The organism is Methylobacterium sp. E-005 (assembly GCF_022829725.1).
Classification (GTDB): domain Bacteria; phylum Pseudomonadota; class Alphaproteobacteria; order Rhizobiales; family Beijerinckiaceae; genus Methylobacterium.
Genome location: NZ_JAKSYG010000030.1, coordinates 67,014 through 91,935 on the forward strand (window position 1 = coordinate 67,014; position 24,922 = coordinate 91,935).

Consider the following 24,922-nt stretch of genomic DNA (forward strand, 5'->3'; position numbering starts at 1 on the left):
ACCGATCGGTACAAACTTGGAGCCCTGCATCGTGTCGGACCGTCCGCCCCTTCCCCCCTTCACCGCCGAGACCGCCGCCAAGAAGGCCCGCATGGCCGAGGATGCCTGGAACGGGCGCGACCCCGAGCGCGTCTCGCTCGCCTACACGCCGGACAGCGTCTGGCGGAACCGCAGCGAATTCCTGACGGGCCGCGAAGCCATCGTGGCGTTCCTCCAGCGCAAATGGGCCCAGGAGCTCGAGTACCGGCTGATCAAGGAGGTCTGGACCTTCGGCGGCGACCGGATCGCGGTGCGCTTCGCCTACGAGTGGCACGATGCTGAGGGGCGGTGGTTCCGCTCCTACGGCAACGAGAACTGGGAATTCGATGCCCATGGCCTGATGCGCCGCCGGATCGCCAGCATCAACGATCTGGCGATCCCCGAAGCCGACCGGAAGTTTCACTGGCCGCTCGGTCGGCGCCCTGATGATCACCCGGGCCTCACCGATCTCGGTCTCTGAGGGCGGTGACCGGCCGGGCCGAAGCGCTGCCGGCGCTCGCGGAGGTGTTCCGCGCGCACGGCTACGAAGGCGCCAGCCTCGCGCTGATCAGCCGGGCAACCGGCTTGGGCAAAGGGAGCCTGTACAACCTCTTTCCCGGCGGGAAGGCCGAGATGGCGTCCTGTGTGCTGGAGGAGATCGACAATTGGTTTGAACACAACCTCTACGCACCGCTCCGCCAGGCGGAGCGGCCCGCAGAGGCGGTGTCGGCCATGTTCGACGCGGTCGAGGCGTATTTCCGGTCCGGGCGGCGGGTCTGCCTGGTGGGTATCGTGGCGCTCAGCTCAGAGCGCGACCGGTTCGGCGAGGCAGTGCGGAGCTACTTCGCGCGCTGGGTCGCGGCGCTCACCGAAGCCCTGCAGCGGTCGGGCCGGGACGCAGCGGCGAGCGCCGCCCTGGCGGAGGAGATCGTGATCCAAATCCAGGGAGCCATCGTCCTGGCCCGGGCGCTGGACGATCCCACCGTCTACACCCGCGCCATGACGGCACTGAAAGCCAGGACCGCCGCGGGTTGAGCGCCGCGACGGCCCCACGCCTCACGCGGCCGTGCGGCGCTCGACCATCCGGGCCAGGAACGCGCTGCCGACCGGGATGATCGAATCGTCGAAGTTGTAGCCGGCATTGTGCAACCCGGGCCCGGGATTGGCACCGAGCCAGACATAGGCGCCGGGCACCGCCATGGTCATGTCGGCGAAATCCTCGCTGCCCATCTTCGGCGTGACGTTCGTCTCGACCATGTCGGCCCCGAGCAGTTCGGTTGCGACCTCCGTGGCGGCCGCGGCCTGCTCAGGGGCGTTCTCCAGCACGGAGAACACGTCCTGCAGGTCGACCGTGACCTCAGCGCCGTAGGCCGTGGCAAAACCCGCCGCCAACTCGCGCATGCGGGTGCCGGCGAGCGCCCGGATCTCCGGGTCGAAGGTCCGGATCGTGCCGGCGAGATGCGCCGTCTCCGGAATCACGTTGTAGGCCGAGCCCGCCTCAATCCGGGTGATCGACAGCACGATCGACTTCAGCGGGTCGGCGTTGCGCGAGACGATCGATTGCAGTGCCTGGGCGAGCCCGGTGGCGATGATGATCGGATCGGTGCCCCGATGCGGCTGGGCCGCGTGGATACCCTTGCCGCGGATGTGGATGTCGAAGAAGTCGGCCGCCGCCATGATCGGGCCGGGCCGCAGCTTGATCGTGCCGGCGCCGCCACCCGGCTGGTTGTGCAGGCCATAGATCTCGTCGCAGGGAAATTTCTCGAACAGTCCGTCCTTCAGCATGGCCCGGGCGCCGCCGCGGCCCTCTTCGGCCGGCTGGAACACGAAGACCGCCGTACCGTCGAAATTGCGCGTCTCCGCGAGGTAGCGGGCCGCGCCGAGCAGCATCGTGGTGTGGCCGTCATGCCCGCAGGCGTGCATCTTACCGGCATAGGTCGAGCGGTAGGGGAGGTTGGTCTCCTCCTCGATCGGCAGGGCGTCCATGTCGGCGCGCAGGCCGATCCGCTTCCCGTTGTCGGTGCGGCCCTTGAGCAGACCCACCACGCCGGTGCCGCCGATCCCGCGATGCACCTCGCAGCCGAGCTTCTCCAGCATGTCGGCGACGATGCCGGATGTGCGGACCTCCTCGAAGCCGAGCTCCGGATGGGCATGGAGGTCGCGACGGAGCGCGGTCAGCTCGTCGGCATAGGCCTTGATGTGGTCGATCGGACTCATGGTTCGGAACTCTCGGACGGGGATGTCATGGAGGGCGCTACGCCGTCGCAGGCGTCGCCCGCGTCCTTACGCCGAAATGGCGTCAGGGTGTCGAGGACGTCCACCGCCTCGGCGACGTGGGCGCGCTCCCGCTGCAAGTAATCGGCCACCGCGCGGCGGAGCGCCGGATCGGCGATGTCGTGGGCCGAGTGCATCAGCACCGGCCGGTAGCCGCGGGCGAGCTTGTGCTCCCCCTGCGCGCCGGCCTCGACCCGCTTCAGGCCGCGCGCAATCGCGAAATCGATCGCCTGATAGTAGCAGACTTCGAAATGAAGGAACGGGTGGTCCTCGATGCAACCCCAGTTGCGGCCGTAGAGGGCCGTGTCTCCGATCAGGTTGATGGCGCCTGCGATGTAATCCCCCGCGCGCTTGGCCATCACCAGCAATACGCGGTCGGCCATACGCTCGGACAGCAGCGAGAAGAACTTTCGGTTGAGATAGGGACGGCCCCACTTCCGGGAGCCGGTGTCCATGTAGAAGCCGTAGAACGCGTCCCAATGGGCCTCGGTGATATCCGCACCGGTCAGATGCTCGACGGTGATGCCGGGTTCGAGCGCGTCGCGGCGCTCCTTGCGGATGTTTTTCCGCTTGCGCGAGGCGAGGGCGGCGAGGAAGTCGTCGAATGTGGCGTAGCCGTCGTTCTCCCAGTGGAACTGCTGGTCGGTGCGCTGCAGGAAGCCCGCGGCGCCAGCCCGCTCCCACTCGGCCTCGCGCATGAAGGTCACGTGGATCGAGGAGGCCTTGGTCTCAGCCCGCAGCGCCCGCAGGCCCGCGACGAGCCCGGCCGTGGCCTCATCCGGATCGGCGCCGGGGGCGATCAGGAAGCGCGGTCCGGTGACCGGCGTGAACGGGATGCTGACCTGAAGCTTCGGATAATAGGAGCCGCCGGCCCGCTCATAGGCGTCGGCCCAGCCGTGGTCGAAGACGTATTCGCCCTGGCTGTGGGATTTCAGATAGCAGGGCACCACGCCGAGCCGCGCGCCGTCGCGCTCGACGGAGACATGCAGCGGCAGCCAGCCGGTCCGGCGCGAGACGCAGCCGGAATCCTCCAGAGCCGACAGGAAGGCGTGGGAGACGAAGGGGTTGTGGGTCTCGTCACCCGCCGCCAGGGTTTCGGGGGAGAAGGCGCAGGCATCCCATTCCGCCGCGCCGATTTCCTTGAGTCCGGGAAGCGCCCGCACGGTGAGGGTGGGGGTTTCCGGCGTCGGCCCGGGTGCTTGCTTCATGCCGTGAGTCTAATCCCTGCCGGGATGGGGGCAAGCGGGCGGATGCGCGCGGCCGGGCGGGCGGCGTTGTCACTTCGCCATCGTCGTCACACCATGCGGCCGCCGAATCCCGGGAACGAACCGCATCGCCATGACCCGGCACGCGCCGGCTCTCGATAGCAGCAGGCCCCCCACCGACATCCGCCGGACGATTTCATCGACGACGTCCTGTGCGAGATGAGCAATCTCGACCCGCAGGATACGAACAGGCCGGGCACGATCCTCATCGCGCCGGCGCTTGGCGCGTACGGGCCGCGGGTGAACTAATATCCCGGCCGAGCTGGACGGCTTGCCCGGTTTGGCCGTCTCCGTTGAAACCAATCCCAAGATGCGGGACATTCCATCCAGACGCCCGCCACCCGGGCAGCCGCGCCGCTGGGGATCGCCTGGATGCGCCTGAACTGTGCCGCGTTGCTCGACTTCTGGACCCACGGCGCATCTTGGAACCGCCGGGAGGCCGCGACCTTCCTCGACGGGCAGCACAAGCTTCCTCGGCGACGCCCCAACGATGAGTAGGATTACTCCTCGAACCGGCCGACGCAGGTGACGTCCCCTTCCTCGCAGGTGAGATAGCCGGTCAGTATTTTGGTCCGAGCGGCCGTCACACGGGCGAGGCAATCGGCGTGGACCTGCGGCTGAATCGAACCGCCCTCGACACCCATGGCCTCGAGGGCACAGCTGGCGTCCCGGAACGGCAGCCACGCCTTCTGGGCGGCGCGCAGGCTGTCCTTCGCCTTCGGGCCGATCCGCTTCATCAGCTTGCCGTAGGCCGCGTTCATCGCCGCATCCGCGCGCTCGTAGGCGGCCCCGGCGCAGGCGTTGAGATCCATCTGGGTCGTTGCGGCGCAGGGATCGGCCGAGCGAGCCGGCGCCGCCGCACAGATGAGGACGGCAAGGCCGGCGGCGGCTCGCCTCACGGCACGAAGCCCTCGAACACCATCTGGTCCGCGTATGCCCCGGCGCGGGTACGCTGCTCCTCGGTTCGCACCGTCCAGGCCATGACCGGGATTCGCCCGAGCAGCCGACACAGATAGGTCGGCGCGCAGGGCAGGTCGTCCACCCGCCACGACAGGAAGTCAGGCCGGGTCTCGGCGAAGTGCAGGATATTGGAGAGGGCCAGCCGCATGCTCGGCGGCAGCGCCGCGTAGGCTGGGTCGTCCTGGGTCGTCTCCGCTACGATCCCGCGCGGGATCGTCGGGCAGAGGTCGCGCAGGGCCTTGACCACCTGCGGATCGAAGGATTTCAGCGCCACCGGCCCAGCATAGCCCACGGCCACTTCGGCGGCGCGGGTCGCAAGGCGCAGGTCGCCGTCATACCGGGACTTCACCTCGATCACGACTGGCACCGCCCCGGCCACCGCCGCCAGGAAGGCCGGCAGGGTCGGGATTGTCTCAGCAGTCCCACCGATCCTGAGCGTCCCGAGATCGGCGGCCGATCGCTGCGTCACCGCCTCGCTCGCCTCGGTGAGCCGGCCGAGGGCGGCGTCGTGGAACACCATCGCCTCGCCGTCCTGGCTGAGCTGCACGTCGCACTCGATGGCGTAGCCGCCGGCGACCGCCGCCAGGGCCGCGGCCAGCGTGTTCTCCGGACGGCCCGCCGCCCGGTCGTGCAGCCCGCGATGGGCGATCGGCCGCGCGGTCAGCCAGTCCGGCGCCGCCATCGTCAGCGGACCTCGAACATCGCTTCGACCTCGACGGCGGCGTCGAGGGGCAGCTCCGCCACACCGACCGTCGAGCGGGCGTGCCGGCCCCGGTCGCCCAAAAGCTCGACCATCAGGTCGGAGGCGCCGTTCATCACCCCGGCCACCGCCGAGAAGCCCGGCGCCGCGTTGATGAAGCCGCCGAGCCGGACGCACTGGACCACGGCGCGGTCGAGATCCCCCACCGCGGCCTCGAGCTGTGCGAGGATGTTCAGGGCGCAGAGCCGGGCGGCCGCCTTGCCGGCCTCTGCCGAAACGGTGCCGCCGACCTTGCCCTTGTGCTCGGCCGCGATGGCGCCGTCGGCGCCGAAGCAGACCTGGCCGGAGATCACCACGAGGTTGCCGGTGCGCACGAACGGCACATAATTGGCCACCGGCGCCGCCGCCTTCGGCAGGGTGAGTCCGAGCGCCTGCAGGCGTTCCTTGATCGTGCTCATCGGAGGCTCCCTCGCTGATCGAAACCGCCGGGAGCTGGAGCATGGCCGCCCCCCGGCACGCAAGGGGCGCAACCCTTGCAACGGGTAGAAATCCGGTGTTCCAAAGCATCGCGCAGAGCTGCCGCGCGGCTGCGGCGAACATTGAATCGTTGACAGGGGCACGCACTTTCATAGTAATCGCGCGCGTGCCGCCCCTGACTGAGGCGGCACTTTCATTTGGAGCCGGCTAACGCTTGCTCCGGGATCGATTGAAGAACGGAGATGGGACCCGTGACGTCAGCCCTTCTGCCGACCTATGTCCGCGCGCCGCTCGCCTTCGAGCGCGGCGAAGGCGCTTGGCTCGTGACGGAGGGCGGGGAGCGATACCTCGATTTCGGCGCCGGCATCGCGGTGAACGCGCTGGGCCACGCCCATCCCCACCTCGTCGGCGCGCTGACCGAGCAGGCAAATCGCATCTGGCACACCTCGAACCTGTTCGAGATCCCCGGTGGCGAGCGGCTGGGCCAGCGCTTCGCCGACGCGACCTTCGCCGACGTGGTGTTCTTCTGCAACTCGGGGGCCGAGGCCAACGAGGCGGCGATCAAGATCGCCCGCAAGTATCACGCGGCCGACGGCCATCCGGAGCGCTTCCGGATCGTCACCTTCGCGGGTGCCTTCCACGGGCGGACGCTGGCGACGCTGGCGGCCGGCGGGCAGCAGAAGTACCTGGAGGGCTTCGGGCCCAAGGCGGAAGGATTCGATCAGGTCCCGGCCGGCGACTGGGCCGCGCTGGACGCCGTGATCGGGCCGGAGACGGCGGCGCTGATGATCGAGCCGATCCAGGGCGAGGGCGGCGTGCGGGTGATTCCCCACGCGGATCTCCGCCGCCTGCGCGAGATCTGCGATGCCAACGGCCTCCTCCTGATCATGGACGAGGTCCAGACCGGCATCGGCCGCACCGGCAAGCTGTTCGCGCATGAATGGTCGGGGATCACCCCGGACATCATGAGCGCCGCCAAGGGCATCGGCGGCGGTTTCCCGATGGGCGCCTGCCTCGCCACCCGCGAGGCCGCCCGGGGCATGACCGCCGGCACGCACGGCACCACCTTTGGCGGCAATCCGCTCGCCATGGCGGTGGGCAACGCCGTGCTGGACGTGGTGCTGGGCGAGGGCTTCCTCGAGCGCGTCGCCCGCTCCGGCCTGCTCCTGAAGCAGAAGCTCGCGGCGCTGCGCGACCGTCATCCCCACGTCTTCGAGGAGATCCGCGGCGAGGGGCTGATGCTCGGCCTCAAGCTCGGCGTGCCGAACACCGACTTCGCGGCCGCCGCGCGCGACGCGCATCTGCTGGTCATCCCGGCGGGCGACAACATCGTCCGTCTGCTGCCGCCGCTGACCATCAGCGAGGCCGAGATCGACGAGGCGGTCCGGCGGCTCGACACGGCCGCATCCGGATTCGAGGCCGTGCGCGGCGCAGCCGAGTAGCGCGCTTCCCGAGCGACTGCCGAACACCGCCCGCCGCACCGCGGCGGGCGGCCCGAAGCGTTTCCGGACACGGTCGATTCCGCCGTGCCTGACGGAAAGGCCCTATCAGGAGGTAGAGTACGGTTCATGATCAGGTGATCGTTGAGCAGACTCTAGTTATTGTGACGTGATGAAAGCCCAGATGAATGGCCGGGCGAAGACCCCGGCCCCGCACCTGAACGGTGCCGGCCCCCGTCATTTCCTCGATCTCAAGGATTTCACCGGGGCGGAGCTGCGCCGGGTCCTGGATGCCAGCGCCGCCATCAAGGCGGCGCGGCGCAAGGGCGAGCGGGCCACCGACCGGCCGCTGACGGGCAAGACCCTGGCGATGGTGTTCGACCGGCCCTCGACCCGCACCCGCGTCTCCTTCGACGTGGCCATGCGCGAACTCGGCGGCGAGACACTGATGCTCACCGGCTCGGAGATGCAGCTCGGCCGAGGCGAAACCATCGGCGATACCGCGCAGGTGCTGTCCCGCTTCGTCGACGCGATCATGATCCGCATCCTCGATCACGGGCAGATGCTGGAACTCGCCGAGTACGCCACCGTGCCGGTGATCAATGCGCTCACCAAGGTCTCGCACCCGTGCCAGATCATGGCGGACGTGCTGACCTTCGAGGAGCATCGCGGGCCGATCAAGGGTCGGACCGTGGCGTGGTCGGGGGATGCCAACAACGTGTTGGAGAGCTGGGTCCACGCGGCCGCGCGGTTCGACTTCACCCTCAACGTGGCGAGCCCGCCCGAGCTGGCGCCGCCGCCCGCGCTGATCGCCTGGGCCACGCAGGAGGGCGCCAAGCTCAACGTCACCACGGATGCCTTCGCGGCCGTCGAGGGTGCCGATGCGGTGGTGACGGATTGCTGGGTCTCGATGGGCGACGACGACGAGGCCCACCGGCACAACCTGCTGAGCCCGTATCAGGTCAACGCCAAGCTGATGGCGGCGGCCAACCCGGACGCGATCTTCATGCACTGCCTGCCGGCCCATCGCGGCGAGGAGGTGACCGCCGAGGTGATGGACGGCCCGCGCTCGGTGGTGTTCGACGAGGCCGAGAACCGCCTGCACGCGCAGAAGGGCATCCTGGCCTGGTGCCTGCGCGCGGCTGGGCTCTGAGGCCGGGCTCGCGCCCGCGGCTTCGGCACACCATATAGGGGACGCGGGCGGCCTGCGCGGCCCGTATCCCCATCACGGCTGCCGACAGGCGGCATCCCGGCAACGGATGTGGCGCGACGCGCCCGTCCTCCCACGGGGCGCGGACGGGGTGAGGGATCGCTCCGCTCGGGCTCGCCCCTCACGCCCCTCGGCGCAACAGGCGTATCGATCGGAGAGGGCATGAGTTCAGGAACCCCATCGCACTCGGACACCCCGCAGGCCGGCAACGGCAACGTGGGCGGCGACGACGCCGTGCTGCCCTTCGCCGTGGAGGCGCTGGACGTGCGCGGGCGCGTCGTCCGGCTCGGCCCCGCCGTGGACACGATCCTGCGCCGGCACGGTTATCCGGACCCGGTCGCACGGCTGCTCGGCGAGGCGGCGGCCCTCACGGTGCTGCTCGGCTCCTCGCTGAAGTTCGAGGGCCGGTTTCAGCTTCAGACCAAGACCGATGGCCCGGTGGCGATGATCGTGGTTGATTTCGAGGCGCCGGATCGCCTGCGCGCCACCGCGCGGTTCGAGGCCGAGCGCGTCACGGCCCTCGGCTCCGGCCCGCTCAAGGATGCCGACCTGATCGGCACCGGGCACCTCGCCATGACGATCGACCAGGGCACGACGGCCAGCCGCTACCAGGGCGTCGTCGCCCTCGAAGGCCAGAGCCTGGAGCAGGCCGCACATCAGTATTTCCGCCAGTCCGAGCAGATTCCGACGGAGGTCCGTCTCGCCGTGGCCGAAGCCGTCGAGGAGGGGGCCGGGCATTGGCGGGCCGGCGGCCTCTTGGTGCAGTTCCTGCCGCAGTCGATCGACCGGGCCCGGCTCGCCGACCTGCCGCCCGGCGACATCCCGCAGGGGCACACGCATCTCTCGGGCGAGGCCCCGGAGGACGATGCCTGGGTCGAGGCGCGCTCGCTCGTCGCCACCATCGAGGATCACGAGCTCGTCGACCCCAATGTGTCGAGCGAGCGCCTGCTTTACCGGCTGTTCCACGAGCGCGGCGTGCGCGTCTTCGATCGCCAGCCCGTGCAGGAGACCTGCCGCTGCTCGCAGGAGCGCGTAATGGGCATGATCCGCTCGTTCTCGCCACAGGAGCGGCGCGACATGGTGGCGGATGACGGGCGCATCGTCATCACCTGCGAGTTCTGCTCCCGACGCTACGACCTCGACCCGCAGATGGTCGAGGCTGAGATCGCGGATCAGCCCAAGCAGTAGAAACCGACGTCCCGGCCGGGCGAGCAGGCTTTCATCGCGGCCTTACGGCCAAGCTGCGCTCGCGAAACGCAGGAATATCGGTATTCGTTGCGCGAATTTTTCAGGTTCCTGACCAGAACCGTTTCCGGACCTTCGACGTTGCGTGGCAGAATCAACATTGGAGGAACGCCATGCGGAGATTGTCGATCGGTTTGGCCGCGCTGCTGATGAGCACCTCGGCCTACGCGCAGCAAGGCGGCGCCGAACGCGGGCCCGGGATGGGCAGCCGCGGGGGACAGGGCGAAGCAGGGTCGAGCCTGAAGTCCGGCGCCGAGGGTGGCCGGATGGGCGGAGCCGCGCGTGGTGGTGACCGCGGCGCCATGCAGGGTGGCCAGCAGGGCAGTCAGGCGGGCACCGAGCGGGGCCGCGGCGAGGGCCGGATGGCGCAGGATCGCGACCAGGGCAGCCGCGGCGACCGGGCCGGCGCCGAGCGAGGCGATCGCGACAACGGCCGCACCGCCGACCGCAACGGCCGCGGGGACCGCGACGGCGCCCGTGCCGAGCGCGGCGACCGCCGGGGCGATCATGTCGATGTCCGCGGCCGTACCGATGTCAGCAGCCGGACCGACGTGCGGACCGATCGGATCGAGGGCGGCTTCCGCCGCGAGGGCCGTTTCGTCGTCATCGGCGGGCGCCGGGTCGTGTACGGTTCCCCCGAGTACCGCCGTCTGATCGTCACCGAGAATCGCGGTCCGCGCGCGCGCTATGTGGTCATCCGCGGTCAGCGCGTCCTGTACGGCTCGCCCGAGTATCGCCGACTCGTCAGCGTCCACGAGACCGGTCCCCGCGCGCGCTATGTGGTCATCCGCGGCCAGCGCGTCCTGTACGGCTCGCCCGAGTACCGTCGCCTCGTGACGGTGCAGGAGGATCGCTTCGTGACGATCCGCGGCCAGCGCGTCCGTTACGGCTCCGCGGAGTACCGTCGTCTCGGCGGCGGCGGTACCGTCAGCGCGAGCTTCCGCTCGGAGCAGCGCGCCGGCGCCCGGTTCGACAAAAGCGGCGCGCGGGACCGGGACGGGATCCGCAACGCGTCGCGCACCGAGGACCGCGATAACGGCCGCAACGCCGGCCGGACGGAGCGCGGCCATGACCGCGGAATGGACCGCAACGCCGAGCGCAACGGCCGGAACGACGGCATGCGCAACAGCGATCTGCGCGGCAACCAGCAGGACGGCATCCGCAACGCCTCCGACCGCGGCAACCAGCAGGGGGGCATGAAGTCCGGCGCTGAAGGCGGTCGAACCGGTGGCGAGCGTGGCGGCCTGCAGGGCAACGCCAATGGCGGCAGCAGCATAAGCGGCGGCCGGACCGGCGGCGGTCAGCCGGGTGCCGGGCGCAACTGAACGGGTCCGATCTTTCGGGGGGAGGGGCTTTCGAGCCCCTCCCTCAGACCTTCAGAACGGGCTCCGCGATGTCGCCGCCGCCGCGGGCCTTGAGATAATCCGGCTGGAACAGGCACATCCGCACCGCGTCGCGGTAGCGGCCATTCACGAAGAACTCGTCCTTCAGCACCCCCTCCGGGCGGAAACCGCAGCGCTCGTAAATACGCACGGCCCGGGCATTGTCCCGATCGACGTGCAGGTAGAGCTTGTGGATGTTCAGCACGCTGAACGCGTAATCCATGGCGATCCGGGTCGCCTGCCACGCGTAGCCTCGGCCCTGAAAGCCCGGGTGGATCGCGATCTGGAATTCGCAGCGCCGGTGCAGATGGTTGATCTCGACGAGCTCGATCAGCCCGGCCGGCTCGCCGCTCGGATCGGCCACGATGAAGCGGCGCTCGCCCTGGTTGTGGATGTTGCGCTCGTAGAGCTGCTGCAGCTCGGCGAAGGACTCGTAGGCCTCCTCGAACCAGTAGCGCATGATGCTGTCGTTGTTGTTGAGCTGGTGGACGAAGCGCAGATCCTCCCGCTCCAGCGGCCGCAGCTTGATGGTGATGTCGGTGAGCGCCTTCATGACGCGGAGGCCTCGATCAGATCACGCAGGAACCGTTCGCCCTGGGCGAGCGCGTCCAGGGTGATGAATTCGTCGGGCTGGTGCGCCTGCGCGATGTCGCCCGGCCCGCAGACCACGGTCGGCAGGCCCGCCGCCTGGAACCGGCCGGCCTCGGTGGCGTAGGGCACCGCCACGGTGCGGTTGCGCCCGGCGAGCCGTAGGCACAGCCGCTCCGCGGCCGAGCCCGGATCGGGCGCGAGGCCCGGGATGTCGACCTCCTCCAGCGTCTCGATCCGCCCGAACTCGCCGTAGCGGTTGAGCCGCTCCCGGGTCACCCGCGCCACCTCCTCGGAGAACAGCCGCGGGATCTCGGCCGGGTCGAAATCGGGCAGGCCGCGGTATTCCCAGTGGAAACGGCATTCCTTCGCGATGATGTTCCGGGCGGTGCCGCCCTGGATGGTTCCGACATGGACCGTGGTGGCGGCCGGATCGAACCGGCCGGTGGCATCGCCGCGCTCGATCATCAGATCGGCGATCCGGTTCAAGCCCGCCACCAACTCGCAGGCGGCCGCCACGGCGTTCGCCCCGAGGGCCGGCCGGGCCGAATGGGCCTCGCGGCCATGAACGGTGGTGAGGCAGGTCACGATGCTCTTGTGCGCGTCCGCCACCTCCATGCCGGTCGGCTCGCCGACGATCACGGCGCCCGGTCGCGGCAGGTCGGCGCCGAAGCGTGCGATCCCGTCCATCGAGCCGAGGCAAGTCGTCTCCTCGTCGTAGGAGAGCAGGATGTGGATTGGCCGCTTCAGGTCAGCCGCCAGCATGTCGGGCACCAGGGCGAGCGCGAGGGCATCGAAGCCCTTCATGTCGACCGCGCCCCGTCCATAGGCCCGCCCATCGGCGACGCGCAGGGTGAACGGGTCGGTGCTCCAGGCCTGTCCCGCCACCGGCACCACGTCGGTGTGGCCGGAGAGTACCACGCCGCCCTCGGTCATCGGGCCGATCGTGGCGAGCACGGCGGCCTTGTCGCCGGCCGCGTTCGGCAGCCGCAGGTACGGGACGCCCCATCCGTCGAGATAGGCGCAGACCGAGTCGATCAGGGCGAGATTGGACTTGTCGCTCTCCGTGTCGAAGGACACGAGGCGGGCCAGCATGTCGAGCGGGCTCAGCCGCTCGCCGGTCGCAGGCATGGGTTCCTCCGGGGCGAGGCCCCAGGCCGGGACCTCAGTGCAGGCTGCGGCGGACGTGCGGGCTGTCGAGGGAGAAGGCGGGGATCTCCGCCTCGAAGCTCTCACCGGCCACCGTCGCCATGGTGTAGCTGCCGGCCATCAACCCGTCGGGCGTGTTGAGCGGGCAACCGCTGGTGTAGCAGAAGGACTCGCCGGGCTCCAGCACCGGCTGCTTGCCGACCACGCCGGTGCCGCGCACCTCCTGGCAGGCCCCGTGCCCGTCGATGATGCGCCAGTGGCGGGAGCGGAGCTGTACCTGCTCGCTGCCGTTATTCACGATCTCGACGGTATAAGCGAAGAAATAGCGGCTCTCGTTCGGCGAAGATTCCTCCTCGACGAAGCGAGACTGGACGGTCACACTAATTCCCCGCGTTTCAGCCTTGTACATCGCCCTATTTGGCCCTTCTGTCGGACGATACGATTCGCTGAAGCAGAACGAAACGCGCTTCCTGCGCGGTGGTAGTTGCCTATAGAATCCCCGTCAATTGCGGCGGACTACCTCGCGCGGTCCCAGGCGCAGCGCCATGCCGATTCGGGCACGGGTCGGGGAGGGGGCTTCCCAGGGGCAGCTGGCCGAACGGCTTAAGGCGGCGTTAGCCGGTCCCGGAGGAAAACGGAGCCGGACGCGGACCGGTCGGGGCGCGCGAGAGAGGTACGGGCGCGATGACAGCGGGCGCAGCCACGGGGAGCGCCGGTTCCGACACCGGGAGCCGCAGCGGCATCCTGCCGGCCCAGGCCATCGCGGCTTTGGCGCAGGCGGGCAAGATCCACACGGAAAGCCCGTTCGCGGTCGACCAGATCCAGCCGGCCAGCATCGACCTGCGCCTCGGCGCCACCGCCTACCGGGTCCGCACGAGCTTCCTGCCGGGGGCGGGGCGCACGGTTCAGGCCTGCGTCGATCGGCTGGCGCTGCACAAGATCGACCTCCGCCCCGGCGCGGTCCTGGAGACGGGCTGCGTCTATATCGCCGAGTTGCAGGAACGTCTGGCGCTGCCCGCCAACCTCGCCGCGGCGGCCAATCCGAAAAGCTCCACCGGACGCATCGATGTGTTCACCCGGGTGATCACCGACCGGGGCGAGGCGTTCGACCAGGTCGAGCCCGGCTATGACGGGCCGCTCTACGCGGAGATCTCCCCCCGCACGTTTCCGGTGCTGGTCCGTACGGGCTCGCGCCTGTCCCAGATCCGCTTCCGCCGCGGGGCGCCGCGGCTGAACGAGGCCGAACTCGGGCTGCTCCACGCGCGCTCGGCCCTGGTCGATGCGGGCAACCCGTCGTTTCAGGGGGGCGTGGCAGTCTCCGTCGACCTCGCCGGCTTCGACGGGCTGATCGGCTACCGGGCGAAGCGCCATACCGGCCTCGTGGATGTCGATGCCCCCGGGCGCCACAAGGCTTCGGAGTTCTGGGAGCCGCTGGCGGCCGACGGATCGGGCAGCCTGATCCTCGATCCCGGCCAGTTCTACATCCTGGCCTCGAAGGAGGCCGTGCAGGTTCCGCCGGACCACGCCGCCGAGATGGTGCCGTTCGATCCCCTGGTCGGCGAATTCCGGGTTCATTACGCCGGCTTCTTCGATCCGGGCTTCGGCTATGCGGGAGCGGGCGGTGCAGGCGCCCGCGCCGTGCTGGAGGTGCGCTCGCGCGACGTACCGTTCCTGCTCGAGGACGGCCAGATCGTCGGTCGCCTCGTCTACGAGCGCATGCTCGACGTGCCGGAGACACTCTACGGCGCGGGCGCCGGCTCGAACTATCAGGCGCAGGGGCTCAAGCTCTCGAAGCACTTCGTCCTGTAGCGCCCGAAGGAAGCATCGATCGCATGGACGCGGTGGACCGGAAGATCCTCGACCTCCTCCAGCAGGACGCGACGCTGCCCGTGGCCGAACTCGCCGAGCGGGTCGGCGTCAGTGCGGCGCCGTGCTGGCGGCGCGTGAAGAAGCTCGAAGCCTCCGGGGTGATCCGGGGCCGGGTCGCCCTGGTGGACCGCCGCAAGGTCAACGTGCCGACGACGGTGTTCGTGGCCGTGAAGGCCCCGCGCCACGCCGCCGACTGGTCGGACGCATTCCGACGGCTCGTCGCCGACTTTCCGGAGATCGTCGAGGCGTGGCGCCTCACCGGCGAGATCGACTACCTGCTGCGCATCGTCGTGCCCGATATCGAGGCCTATGATGCCGTGTATCAGCGGCTCATTGCCAAGCTCGAGTTCTCGAACCTGTCCTCCTCCATTGCCATGGAGGAGATGAAGTACACGACCGCCGTCCCGACCCTTTACGTGGCCTGAGCGTGAAGGGGCGGCTCAGCCCGCCGCGATCGCGTAGGTCCGGTGGATCGAGGACTCCTGCGCCCGGTGATCGTAGCCGTAGACGTGGATCGAGACCGCCGCCTCCGACCCGTCATTGGCGATCCGGTGCAGGTTCGGACCCGACGGCATCATGCAGGCCACGAAGCCGGGCTGGCGCAGCACGTCCAGGGTCGCAACCGCGTGCGTCTCGCTGATCGGGCGATACCACGTCTCGCGCAAGGTGCCGCGCAGCAGCCCGAAACAGCACGAGCAGTGGTGATCGTGAACCGGCGTCACCGCACCGGGGGCCCACACCATGGCCCAGACGCTGATCGCCTCGGTGCCGAACAGCAGGTTCCGGCTCAGGCCCTCGCCCTGGCCGACGAGGCGCGCCGGGTCGAGCAGGTCCGGCCGGGACAGGATGCGCGACAGCGTCGCGCGCGCGGCGGCGAGGTAGGCCTCCGGGGCGCGGTGGGCCGAGAGGGCGAGATCCGCCATCATCGCCTCGACCTCGGCGGATGCGACCGAATGGGCCATCGCGGATCTCCTGCGCTACGATTTCCGAACACCCCGGTATCGTATCGCGCGCCGGCCTCGATGCGGTTGCGTTGTTCACTCTCATTGCGGACGAGGGCGCACGCGCATTGCGCGACCGACCCATTTCACGAAACGTGATTGCGACCCCATCGATTGTGTTTGATGGATCATTCCCGGTTTCCAAAGGGCTCGCCCTTTGGTGGGTTGTCAGGGCAAAGCCCTGACAGAGTCCCGGGCTCTGCCCTGGGCCCGCGAGAGGGCTCGGCCCTCGAACCCCCGACTCGCAGCGTCAGCCCGCCGCCGCTGCGTCGAGCAACCACGTGATCTCACCCGCGCTTGTGACGCGGCCCGCCGGCAGATCCTCACCGGCGGCGAGGCGGGCCAGGGGCGCGCGCTTGCCCGCGCCGGTCACGAGGAACAGGACGTGCCGCGAGGAGGCGAGGGCCGGAAATGTCAGCGTGATGCGCGGCACGAAGGGCGTCAGCCCCGCCTCGGGCACCGGCGCAACGAGCCGTTCCGTCTGCTCCACCGCCGGCTTGCCGGGGAAGAGCGAGGCGGTGTGCCCGTCTTCGCCGAGGCCGAGCAGCACGAGATCGAACAGGGGGCGGGCTGGATCGAGCTGGTCGGCCCCGTAGAAGTCCAGCAGCGTGCGTTCGTAGGCGCGGGCGCCGGTTTCCGCGCCGTCGTCCGAGGGGATGAAGTGCAGATGCGTCGGCGGGATCGGCGTGCCGTGGCCGAAGGCCTCGCGGACCATGCGAACGTTGCTGCGTTCGTCGTCCCAGGGGACCACCCGGTCATCGCCGAAGAACCAGTGGACCCGCTCCCACGGCACCCGCGTCGCGTAGTCCGGCCCGGCGAGGAGGCCGTACAGAACCTTCGGCGTCGAACCGCCGGACAAGCAGATTGCGATCCGCTCCGCGTGGTTCTCGGCGCAGGCTACGATCAGCCGCTCGGCCGCCTCGCGGGCGACGGCCTGTGGATCCGTCAGGATATGGGTACCGGCGGGAAGGCTCATGACGCGACCCTACTTCTTCAGCTCCTGATGGCCGCCGAACCCCTTGCGCATGGCCGAGAGCAGCTTGTCGGCGTAGCTCTCGTGCTCGCGGGAGCGGAAACGGCGATAGAGGGCGGCGGAAAGCACTGTCGCCGGCACGCCCTCCTCGATGGCGGCGTTGATGGTCCAGCGGCCCTCACCGGAATCATCGACGTGACCGGAGAAATCGGAGAGCTGCTCGTCGCCGGCCAGGGCCTGAGCCGTGAGGTCGAGGAGCCAGGAGGACACGACGCTGCCGCGCCGCCAGACCTCGGCAATGTCGCCCAGGTCGAGGTCGAAGCGGCGCTCCTCCGGCAGGCCCTCGGAATTGGCGTGGCGGAGGATGTCGAACCCCTCCGCGTAGGCCTGCATCAGGCCGTACTCAATGCCGTTATGGACCATCTTCACGAAGTGTCCGGCGCCGGTCGGCCCGGCATGGATGTAGCCCAGCTCGGCGCGGGCATCGCGGCCCTCGCGATTGGGCGTCCGCGGGATGTCGCCGATGCCGGGGGCGAGCGTCTTGAAGATCGGGTCGAGCCGGTCGACGGTTTCTGTGTCGCCGCCGATCATCATGCAGTAGCCGCGCTCCAGGCCCCAGACGCCGCCCGACGTGCCGACATCGACGTAGTGCAGGCCCTTCTCCTTCAGCACGCCGCCGCGGCGGACATCGTCGCCGTAGAAGGAGTTGCCGCCGTCGATGATGCAGTCGCCGGCCTGCATCACACCCGCGAGGCTCTGGACCGCCTGCTCGGTGATGGGGCCCGCCGGCAGCATCACCCAGGCCGCGCGTGGCGCTTCGAGCTTGGCGACCAGATCCTCCAGGCTAGACGCGCCGGTGGCGCCGGCCTCGACCAGCGCCGCCACGGCGTCCGGGTTCTGGTCGAACACCACGGCTGTGTGCCCATCGCGCAAGAGGCGCCGGACGATGTTGCCGCCCATCCGGCCGAGGCCGATCATGCCGAGTTGCATTGCTGCTCTTCCTTCGATCGACCCCACCGGGTGAGGTTCAGAGGCTTACGGCGTCACTGACGTTCCCAGTCCATCGCGACCTTGCCCCGGACGCCTGGAACGCACGTGGAAGGTGATCCGGGACGCAAGAGAACACGTCCCGCGAAGCGGCTCAAAAGCGGAGACGTATTCCGATACGGACGCTGCGCGTCTCCTTGGGCTCGATCCCGGGTCGCATTCCGCTACCGCTCCATGCGCCCGGGAAAGGGCCGGTGATCCTTGATCGCCGGCCCCGCATCGTGTCACGCCACCGCGGCCTCGAGCGCCGCCGCGATCCGCTTCAGTCCAGCCTCAAGGTCGCCCTTGATGTGGACCCGCAGCGCCCGCCGGCCGCGCTCGGCCAAGACCGCAAAATCGCCTCGGGCCTGCGCGGCCACCACGGTGCTGAAACCGAGCTTCCGGCCGGGGATCGGCAAATCCTCCGACGGGTCCGCGGTGATTTGCAGGAAGACGCCGGTATCCGGACCGCCCTTGTAGGCCTGGCCGGTGGAGTGCAGGAAGCGCGGCCCGAATTCCAGGCAGGTCGCGACCTTGCGGGCATCGCGCACCGCGATCCGGGCCTCCTGCAGGAGGCCGGCCGTCCGGGCGTCGCGCGGCACGTAGGCGAGGAGGGCGAGATAATCCCCGTCCTTCACCCGGGCGACCTGCGCCTTCAGCGCGGCATCCAGCCCCTCCGCCGCCTGTTTAAGCCCCTCGGCGTTCTTCGGATCGGCGTAGAGGGCGATTGTGTCGTCCGAGAAAAGCGGCGTCTCGGAGGGGAGGGCGCCGCTGGCCTCGGCCTCCGCGAACAGCTTCTTGGTCTCGACCTTGCTGGCCTCGACGTCGGGCTGATCGAACGGGTTGATGCCGAGCACCGCGCCCGCCACCGCGGTCGCCATCTCCAGGCGGTAGAATTCCTGCGGCAATTGCTCGACGGAATCGAGGGTGATGCGGGCGATCGGGTGCCCGTCGCGCTCCAAAGCGCGCAGGGCCTCGTCCTGCTCGATGGCGGCGCCACCGTCGAGGCGCAGGTAGAGGAAGAACCGGTCGTGGCCGTAGACCGCCGGGACACCGACGGGCTCCCCGTCCACCGGCACGAGGCCCTTGCCCTGCTTGCCGGTCGATTCCGCGATCAGTTGCTCGGCCCAGGCGCCGAAGCTCTCGATCGCAGGAGAAGCGATGACCGTCACCTTGTCACGCCCGGTGAGCGCCGCCGCACCCATAGCGGTCCCGAGCAGCACAGCCGGGTTCACCGCCGGCGGCACGACCGGTCCGCAGGAGCGGACCATGATGCGCGCCCGCTCCAAGAGATCCTTCACGTCGAGGCCCATGGCGGCCGCCGGCACGAGGCCGAAGGCCGAGAGCACCGAGTAGCGCCCGCCGATCTGCTTCACCCCGTAGAAGATTTTTTTGAAGTTATCGGCCTTGGCGGCGCGTTCCATGTCGGAGCCGGGGTCGGTGACCGCCACGAAATGCTCGCCGGCCTTCTCGCCCAGCACGTCCTTGGCGCGGCCGAGGAAGTAGTCGCGGAAGACGTTGGGTTCCAGGGTCGAGCCGGACTTGGACGCGACGATGAACAGCGTCTTAGCCAGATCGATGCTTGCCTCCAGGGCGCGCACCTGATCGGGGTGAGTCGAGTCGAGGATCTGCAGCTTCGGGAAACCCTCGCGCTGACCGTAGGTCAGGCTCAGCACCTCCGGGCCGAGGCTCGACCCACCCATGCCAAGCACCACCGCGTCGGTGAAGCCTTCCGCCTTCACCCAATCCGCGAAGGCGGCGTAGTCGGCGGTCTTCTCAAGCTCTTCCTCGACGATGTGCAGCCAGCCGAGCCAATTCGCCTCGTCGTGGCCCGACCACACGGACGCATCGCCCGCCCAGAGCCGGCGGATCGCGCCGCTCGCGCGCCAGGACTCGACGGTCTTCTTCGCCTCGTTCGCCAGCGTCTCGTCGAGCGCGAGGCTCTGGCCGTCGAGGCGATGACCGAGCAGCGCCGCGCGCTTGCCCGCCACCGCGCCGAGCAGGTTGTCGGCCGCGTCGATGAAGAGCTGCACGCCCTCGCGCACCAGCTCCTCGGCAATCTGTTCGATGTCGATGCCGGTTCGGGCGAGGCGGGCCATCACGGCCTCGGCGCCCGGCACGTCCTCCTCGATCGTCGCGCGCACGACACCGTGGTCGCGGAACGCGTCCATGGTGGCGGGCGGCATCGTGTTGACGGTGTTCGGGCCGATCAGCTCCTCGACGTAGAGCACGTCGGAATAGGCCTTGTTCTTCACGCCCGTGGAGGCCCAGAGCAGCCGCTGCGCCTTGGCGCCCTTCTCGGCGAGCGCCGTCCACTTCGATTCAGCGAAGATCGTCTTGTAGCGCTGGTAGGCGAGCTTGGCGTTGGCGATCGCCACCTTGCCCTTGAGCTGCTCCAGGGCGATCTTCTCGTCAGGGTCGTTGGCCTGCGCGATCTTCTCGTCCAGAAGCTTGTCGACCAGCACGTCGATGCGGCTGATGAAGAAGCTCGCCACGCTGGCGATCCGTGAGACGTCGTGGCCGGCCTTCGCCCGCGCGTCGAGCCCGTCGATGAACGCGCGGGCCACCGCCTCGTAGGCCTCCTGCGAGAACAGCAGGGTGACGTTGATCGAGATGCCCTCGCTGGTGAGCTGGCGGATCGCCGGTATGCCCTCCGGAGTCGCCGGCACCTTCACCATCAGGTTGTCGCGGGAGACCGCCTTGTGCAGGCGCCGGGCCTCGGCCAGCGTTTCCTCAGTGTCGAGGGCGAGGTAGGGCGAGACCTCCAGGCTCACGTAGCCATCAGCGCCGTCGCTCGCCTCGTAGACCGGGCGCAGCACATCGGCGGCCGCCTGGATGTCGGCGATGGCGAGGCCCTCGTAGAGGTCGATGACGCGGCTGTCACCGGTCTCCTGCACCGCCTTGATGCTCGCATCGTACTCGTCCGAGTGGCCGATCGCCTTCTCGAAGATCGAGGGGTTGGAGGTGACACCGCGCAGGCCGTCCCGCTCCACGAGTTGCTTCAGCTCACCCTTCTCGATGAAGCCCCGGGCCACGAAGTCGAGCCAGACCGCCTGATCCTGTTCGTCGTGCAGGGCCTTGAGCGCGTTCATGTCGGTTCCTCGTTTGGCGTGCCGCTCTTTGCCGGGCGCCCTCCCTCACCCCTTTGCGGGGGAGGGTGGCCCTCGCGTCGGCGAGGGTCGGGAGAGGGGAACCCGGCTTCAGGAGGGGGCGGTGCAAGACGTGAGGGCCAACGCCTCGTCCTGCACCGTTGCTCCCCGCTCCCGACCCCCTTCAGGGGCCCCATCCCCCGCAGAGGGGGGGAGGGGGCCGTCGCGTATCAGCCTTTACTTCTTGTGCTTGGCCACCTGAGCCTTGGCAGCCTCCAGCACCTTCTCGGGGGTAAAGCCGAACTTGGTCTGGAGATCCTTGATCGGCGCCGAAGCGCCAAACGTGTGCATGCCGATGATCGCCCCCTCGGAGCCGGCATAGCGGTCCCAACCGATGACGCTTCCCTGCTCGACCGCCACCCGCGCCTTCACGGCGGGCGGCAGCACCGAGTCGCGGTAGGCCTGATCCTGCCGCTCGAACAGGTCCCAGGACGGCATCGAGACCACGCGGGCCTTCACGCCCTCGGCCTTCAGCGCCTCGTAGGCACCGACGCAGAGCTGCACCTCGGAGCCGGCGCCGACCAGGATGACCTCCGGCGTGCCCTCGCAATCAGCAAGCACATAGGCGCCCTTGGCGGTTCCCGACGCCGCGCCGAACTTGGTGCGGTCGAGGGTCGGCAGCGGCTGGCGGGACAGGGCGAGCACCGCCGGCTGGTTCTTCGACGAAAAGATCACCCGGTAGGACTCGGCGACCTCGTTGGCGTCGGCCGGGCGGAGGGTGATGAGGCCGGGAATGCAGCGCAGCGACAGGAGCTGCTCCACCGGCTGGTGGGTCGGCCCGTCCTCGCCCACGCCGATCGAATCGTGGGTGAAGATGTGGAAGACCGGCAGCTCCATGAGTGCGGCCAGTCGGATCGGCGGGCGCATGTAGTCGGCGAAGACCAGGAAGGTCGCGCCGTAGGCCCGCAGCCCGGACAGGCCGAGCCCGTTCACGATCGAGCCCATGGCGTGCTCGCGGACGCCGAAATGCAGGTTGCGGCCGCCCGGCGAGAACGGGCCGAACGAGCCCGCGCCCTCGAAGGTCAGGTTCGACTTGTTGGACGGCGCCAGATCCGCCGAGCCGCCGAGCAGGAACGGCACGTGCTGGGCGATGGCGTTCAGCACCTTGCCGGAGGATTCGCGGGTGGCGAGACCCTTGGCATCGGGCTCGAAGACCGGGATGTCCTTGTCCCAGCCCTCCGGCAGGCGGCCCTCCAGGAAGGCGTTCAGATCCTCGGCGTGGTCGGCATCGGCCTCCTTCGCCTTGCCTAGCAGGCCCTGCCAGGCATCGTGGAGGGCTGCGCCACGCTTGCCGATCCCGTCGCGGAAGTTTTCCTGGACGCCATCGGGCACGAGGAACTGGGCGTCCTCCGGCCAGCCATAGGCGCGCTTGGCACCCTTCACCTCGTCCGGGCCCAGCGCGTCGGAGTGCGCCTTGGCGGTGCCCTGCTTGTTCGGCGCGCCGTAGCCGATCACCGACTTGACGATGATCAGGGTCGGCCGGTCGTTGGTGGCCAGGAACGTCTCGATCGAGCCGGCCAGCGCAGGAACGTCGTTGGCGTCGGCCACCCGCAGCACCTGCCAGCCATAGGCCAGGAACCGGGTCGCCACCTCCTCGCCGAAGGCCAGCTCCGTGTGGCCCTCGATGGTGATGGTGTTGTCGTCGTAGATCCAGCAGAGGTTGCCGAGCCGCAGGTGGCCGGCGAGCGAGGCGGCCTCGGAGGCCACGCCCTCCATCAGGTCGCCGTCCGAGCAGATCGCGTAGACGTTGTAGTCGAACAGCGGCAGGTTCGGCCGGTTGAGGTGCTGGCTGAGGTAGCGGCTGCCCATCGCCATGCCGACGGAATTGGCGACACCCTGGCCGAGGGGGCCGGTGGTGGTCTCGACGCCGGTGGTGAAGTGGTATTCCGGGTGGCCGGGGGTGCGGCTGTCGAGCTGGCGGAACTTCTTGATGTCTTCCAGCGTCACGGCCGGTGCGTTGCCGCCGTCGCTCTCGGCGACACCCGCCAGATGCAGCAGCGCGTAGAGCAGCATCGAGGCATGCCCGCAGGACAGCACGAACCGGTCGCGGTTCGGCCAGTGCGGATGCGCGGGGTCGTAGCGCAGGTAGCGGTTCCACAGGGTGTAGGCGACGGGCGCGAGGCCCATCGGCGCCCCGGCATGGCCGGAATTCGCCTTCTGCACGGCGTCGATCGCGAGCGTGCGGATCGTGTTGATGCTGAGCGTGTCGATCTCAGCGAGGGCCGCCTTGGCGGGAGTGTCAGCACCGCTCATGATTTTGCGTCTTCCAGTTCGCCTTGCGCGTGCCGCTTGTCGGCTTCGCGCTGCCGCAGGACGGCGGGGGGAGCTCCGTTGCCCTTACCACCCTGCCGATCCGCCGGCCCTTCGCCGCGCGTATAGCTGAGGAGCGTGTTGACGAGTGCCACGTGGGTGAAGGCCTGCGGGAAGTTACCCACAAGGCGCTTGGCTTGCACGTCGTATTCCTCGCTGACGAGGCCGAGATCGGTGCAGATGCCGATCAGGCGCTCGATGATGGCCCGCGCCTCGTCCCGCCGGCCGAGGCCGATCAGATTGTCCGCGTACCAGAAGGTGCAGGGAAGGAACGCCCCCTCGCTGCCCTTGAGGCCGTCGGTGGTCTGCCCCTCGGTCTCGTAGCGGAGGATGAAGCCGTCCCGCATCAGGCCCTTGCCGATCGCCTCGACGGTGCCGACCACGCGCGGATCGTCCTGCGGCAGGAAGCCGGTATGGGCCATGAGCAGCAGGCTCGCGTCCAGGGCCTTCGAGCCGTAGGACTGGACGAAGCTGTTGAGTTCGGGATCGAATCCCTTCTCGCAGACCTCGGCATGGATCCGGTCGCGGACCGCCCGCCAGCGGCGCGCATGCTCCTCCGTGGCGCCGGATTCGTGCATCACGTGCATGCGCAGGGCCCGGTCGAACGCCACCCAGGCCATCACCTTCGAGTGGGTGAAGTGGCGCGGTCCGCCGCGAACCTCCCAGATCCCCTCGTCGGGCCGGTGCCACGCCCCTTCCAGATGGGACAGGATGGCGAGCCCGACCCGGAGCCCGTCCTTGCTCACCGGCAGGCCGCGGGCATGGGCCTGATAGAGGGCGTCGAACAATTCGCCGTAGACGTCGAGCTGGAATTGGCCCGCGGCGGCATTGCCGATCCGCACGGGCTTCGAGTTCTCGTAGCCGGGCAGCCAGTCGAGCTCGATTTCGGGCAGCAGACGCTCGCCGCCGATCCCGTAAAGGATATGCGCCTGCTCGGGATTGCCAGCCACCGCCCGCAGCAGCCAGCCGAGCCAGTTGCGCGCCTCATCGATATAGCCCGCATCCATCAGGGCGATGAGCGTCAGCGTCGAGTCGCGCAGCCAGCAGAAACGGTAATCCCAGTTGCGCTCACCCCCGAGGCCCTCGGGCAAGGAGGCGGTGGGCGCCGCCACGATGCCGCCGGTGGGTTCGTAGATCAGCGCCTTCAGGGTCAGCAGGGAGCGCTGAAGGATCCGGTCCCAGGCCGTGCCGCCGGCGCAGCGGCTCGCCCAGTCGCGCCAGCCCTGATCGGCGATCTCGAGGGCCTTGCGCGGCTCGATCGCCACCGGATCGTCCTCGTGGGAGGGACCGTAGCTCAGGACGAACCGGTGCTTGTCCCCGGCCTGGACGGTGAACTCCGCGACCGTCGTCTGCGCGTGCGAGCCCTTGAGGTGCACGTCGGTGCGCAGCACGACCTTGTGGGGGCCCGAGACGGCGCGCAGGTCGCCCAGTTCCGAGCGCGAGACCCAAGGCACCGCCGAGCCGTAATCGAACCGGACCGCCATCTCCATCCGCATGGCGACGCGGCCATGGATGCCCTCCACGAGCCGCACGAGGTGCGATCCGTCTCCGACCGGCATGAAGTCTGTAACCAGAACCTCACCCTGCCGGGTGATGTGACGCGTCTCCAGCACCAGGCTGCCGGGCCGGTAGGACCAGCGCGTCTCGACGTGCTCGGCCTCCGGAAAGATCTTCCAGAACCCGTGCGCCTCGGTGCCGAGCAGGCTGGTGAACAGGGCGGCCGCGTCGAAGCGCGGCCAGCACAGCCAATCGACGCTGCCCTGCCGGCTGATCAGCGCGGCGCTGCGGCAATCGCCGACGAGCGCGTAATCCTCAATGCGTGCAGCCATCCGGCCCCGGCTCCGGTCAGCGGCCGGAAGCCTCAGGCCGTCCGCTGCGATGCACCTA

General features: G+C 69.2%; 24 protein-coding genes. 9 read left to right on the forward strand and 15 right to left on the reverse strand.

Annotated elements, in window-relative coordinates:
* The first annotated feature begins 28 nt into the window (after positions 1-28).
* Together MKK88_RS02990 and MKK88_RS02995 are read left to right on the forward strand one after the other, a co-directional pair.
* A complete protein-coding gene (locus tag MKK88_RS02990; protein WP_243997142.1) occupies positions 29-499 on the forward strand; it encodes a DUF1348 family protein in 471 nt (156 codons plus the stop codon).
* Positions 500-504: 5 nt separating this feature from the next.
* The gene (locus tag MKK88_RS02995) at positions 505-1,053 is read left to right on the forward strand and encodes a TetR/AcrR family transcriptional regulator (RefSeq protein WP_243997106.1); all 549 of its coding nucleotides are present in this window, start codon (positions 505-507) and stop codon (positions 1,051-1,053) included.
* Positions 1,054-1,074: 21 nt separating this feature from the next.
* Here MKK88_RS02995 and MKK88_RS03000 read toward each other — a convergent pair whose 3' ends face one another.
* The 3 genes from MKK88_RS03000 to MKK88_RS03010 all read right to left on the reverse strand — a co-directional run bounded on the left by MKK88_RS03000 (position 1,075) and on the right by MKK88_RS03010 (position 3,878).
* Entirely contained in the window at positions 1,075-2,235 is a 1,161-nt protein-coding gene (locus MKK88_RS03000; protein WP_243997107.1) for a M20 aminoacylase family protein, read from the reverse strand.
* Complete coding sequence (locus tag MKK88_RS03005) at positions 2,232-3,500, reverse strand: GNAT family N-acetyltransferase (protein ID WP_243997108.1); 1,269 nt, start codon at positions 3,498-3,500, stop codon at positions 2,232-2,234. The genes MKK88_RS03000 and MKK88_RS03005 overlap by 4 nt, the downstream gene beginning before the upstream one ends.
* A gap of 69 nt (positions 3,501-3,569) precedes the next feature.
* Positions 3,570-3,878, reverse strand: a complete 309-nt coding sequence (locus tag MKK88_RS03010; protein WP_243997109.1) for a hypothetical protein — start codon at positions 3,876-3,878, stop codon at positions 3,570-3,572.
* A 51-nt stretch (positions 3,879-3,929) separates the two neighbouring features.
* Here MKK88_RS03010 and MKK88_RS33715 point away from each other — a divergent pair, with 51 nt between their 5' ends.
* Complete coding sequence (locus MKK88_RS33715; RefSeq protein WP_279602039.1) at positions 3,930-4,055, forward strand: hypothetical protein; 126 nt, start codon at positions 3,930-3,932, stop codon at positions 4,053-4,055.
* A 2-nt stretch (positions 4,056-4,057) separates the two neighbouring features.
* Here MKK88_RS33715 and MKK88_RS03015 read toward each other — a convergent pair whose 3' ends face one another.
* Genes MKK88_RS03015 through MKK88_RS03025 form a run of 3 tightly spaced genes read right to left on the reverse strand, consistent with a single transcriptional unit; the run spans position 4,058 to position 5,675 of the window.
* The gene (locus MKK88_RS03015) at positions 4,058-4,456 is read right to left on the reverse strand and encodes a lysozyme inhibitor LprI family protein (protein WP_243997110.1); all 399 of its coding nucleotides are present in this window, start codon (positions 4,454-4,456) and stop codon (positions 4,058-4,060) included.
* Complete coding sequence (locus MKK88_RS03020) at positions 4,453-5,199, reverse strand: glycerophosphodiester phosphodiesterase family protein (RefSeq protein WP_243997111.1); 747 nt, start codon at positions 5,197-5,199, stop codon at positions 4,453-4,455. Before MKK88_RS03020 ends, MKK88_RS03015 begins: the two co-directional genes overlap by 4 nt.
* 2 nt (positions 5,200-5,201) lie before the next feature.
* Entirely contained in the window at positions 5,202-5,675 is a 474-nt protein-coding gene (locus tag MKK88_RS03025) for a RidA family protein (protein WP_243997112.1), read from the reverse strand.
* A gap of 270 nt (positions 5,676-5,945) precedes the next feature.
* On the opposite strand from MKK88_RS03025, the gene MKK88_RS03030 reads away from it, so the two are divergent.
* From MKK88_RS03030 to MKK88_RS03045, 4 genes are all read left to right on the forward strand, one after another.
* Complete coding sequence (locus MKK88_RS03030) at positions 5,946-7,136, forward strand: aspartate aminotransferase family protein (RefSeq protein ID WP_243997113.1); 1,191 nt, start codon at positions 5,946-5,948, stop codon at positions 7,134-7,136.
* A 169-nt stretch (positions 7,137-7,305) separates the two neighbouring features.
* The gene (gene argF / locus MKK88_RS03035; protein ID WP_243997114.1) at positions 7,306-8,286 is read left to right on the forward strand and encodes an ornithine carbamoyltransferase; all 981 of its coding nucleotides are present in this window, start codon (positions 7,306-7,308) and stop codon (positions 8,284-8,286) included.
* 219 nt (positions 8,287-8,505) lie between these two features.
* Positions 8,506-9,531, forward strand: a complete 1,026-nt coding sequence (locus MKK88_RS03040) for an Hsp33 family molecular chaperone (protein WP_243997115.1) — start codon at positions 8,506-8,508, stop codon at positions 9,529-9,531.
* A 170-nt stretch (positions 9,532-9,701) separates the two neighbouring features.
* A complete protein-coding gene (locus MKK88_RS03045) occupies positions 9,702-10,913 on the forward strand; it encodes a hypothetical protein (RefSeq protein WP_243997116.1) in 1,212 nt (403 codons plus the stop codon).
* A 43-nt stretch (positions 10,914-10,956) separates the two neighbouring features.
* Here MKK88_RS03045 and speG read toward each other — a convergent pair whose 3' ends face one another.
* Genes speG through apaG form a run of 3 tightly spaced genes read right to left on the reverse strand, consistent with a single transcriptional unit; the run spans position 10,957 to position 13,116 of the window.
* Positions 10,957-11,505 (reverse strand): spermidine N1-acetyltransferase, encoded by a 549-nt coding sequence (gene speG / locus MKK88_RS03050; RefSeq protein ID WP_313902291.1) that lies wholly within the window; start codon positions 11,503-11,505, stop codon positions 10,957-10,959.
* Between the two features lie 14 nt (positions 11,506-11,519).
* The gene (argE, locus tag MKK88_RS03055; protein ID WP_243997118.1) at positions 11,520-12,689 is read right to left on the reverse strand and encodes an acetylornithine deacetylase; all 1,170 of its coding nucleotides are present in this window, start codon (positions 12,687-12,689) and stop codon (positions 11,520-11,522) included.
* Positions 12,690-12,723: 34 nt separating this feature from the next.
* Positions 12,724-13,116: a Co2+/Mg2+ efflux protein ApaG gene (gene apaG / locus MKK88_RS03060; RefSeq protein WP_043355208.1), complete on the reverse strand. Its 393-nt coding sequence runs from the start codon at positions 13,114-13,116 to the stop codon at positions 12,724-12,726.
* 275 nt (positions 13,117-13,391) lie between these two features.
* On the opposite strand from apaG, the gene MKK88_RS03065 reads away from it, so the two are divergent.
* Together MKK88_RS03065 and MKK88_RS03070 are read left to right on the forward strand one after the other, a co-directional pair.
* Complete coding sequence (locus MKK88_RS03065; protein WP_243997119.1) at positions 13,392-14,516, forward strand: 2'-deoxycytidine 5'-triphosphate deaminase; 1,125 nt, start codon at positions 13,392-13,394, stop codon at positions 14,514-14,516.
* 23 nt (positions 14,517-14,539) lie between these two features.
* Positions 14,540-15,001, forward strand: coding sequence for an Lrp/AsnC family transcriptional regulator (locus tag MKK88_RS03070; RefSeq protein ID WP_243997120.1), 462 nt, complete (start codon positions 14,540-14,542; stop codon positions 14,999-15,001).
* 15 nt (positions 15,002-15,016) lie between these two features.
* On the opposite strand, the gene MKK88_RS03075 is transcribed toward MKK88_RS03070, so the two are convergent.
* From MKK88_RS03075 to MKK88_RS03100, 6 genes are all read right to left on the reverse strand, one after another.
* Positions 15,017-15,538 carry a cysteine dioxygenase family protein gene (locus MKK88_RS03075; protein WP_243997121.1) on the reverse strand — a complete coding sequence of 174 codons (522 nt, stop codon included), beginning with the start codon at positions 15,536-15,538 and terminating at the stop codon, positions 15,017-15,019.
* 289 nt (positions 15,539-15,827) lie between these two features.
* Positions 15,828-16,553 carry a 6-phosphogluconolactonase gene (pgl, locus tag MKK88_RS03080; protein WP_243997122.1) on the reverse strand — a complete coding sequence of 242 codons (726 nt, stop codon included), beginning with the start codon at positions 16,551-16,553 and terminating at the stop codon, positions 15,828-15,830.
* Between the two features lie 9 nt (positions 16,554-16,562).
* Complete coding sequence (gene gnd / locus MKK88_RS03085; RefSeq protein ID WP_243997123.1) at positions 16,563-17,540, reverse strand: phosphogluconate dehydrogenase (NAD(+)-dependent, decarboxylating); 978 nt, start codon at positions 17,538-17,540, stop codon at positions 16,563-16,565.
* A 281-nt stretch (positions 17,541-17,821) separates the two neighbouring features.
* The gene (locus MKK88_RS03090; RefSeq protein ID WP_243997124.1) at positions 17,822-20,668 is read right to left on the reverse strand and encodes a bifunctional transaldolase/phosoglucose isomerase; all 2,847 of its coding nucleotides are present in this window, start codon (positions 20,666-20,668) and stop codon (positions 17,822-17,824) included.
* 234 nt (positions 20,669-20,902) lie between these two features.
* Positions 20,903-22,978: a transketolase gene (gene tkt / locus MKK88_RS03095; RefSeq protein WP_243997125.1), complete on the reverse strand. Its 2,076-nt coding sequence runs from the start codon at positions 22,976-22,978 to the stop codon at positions 20,903-20,905.
* A complete protein-coding gene (locus tag MKK88_RS03100) occupies positions 22,975-24,864 on the reverse strand; it encodes a glycoside hydrolase family 15 protein (protein ID WP_243997126.1) in 1,890 nt (629 codons plus the stop codon). The genes tkt and MKK88_RS03100 overlap by 4 nt, the downstream gene beginning before the upstream one ends.
* Positions 24,865-24,922 lie beyond the last annotated feature (58 nt).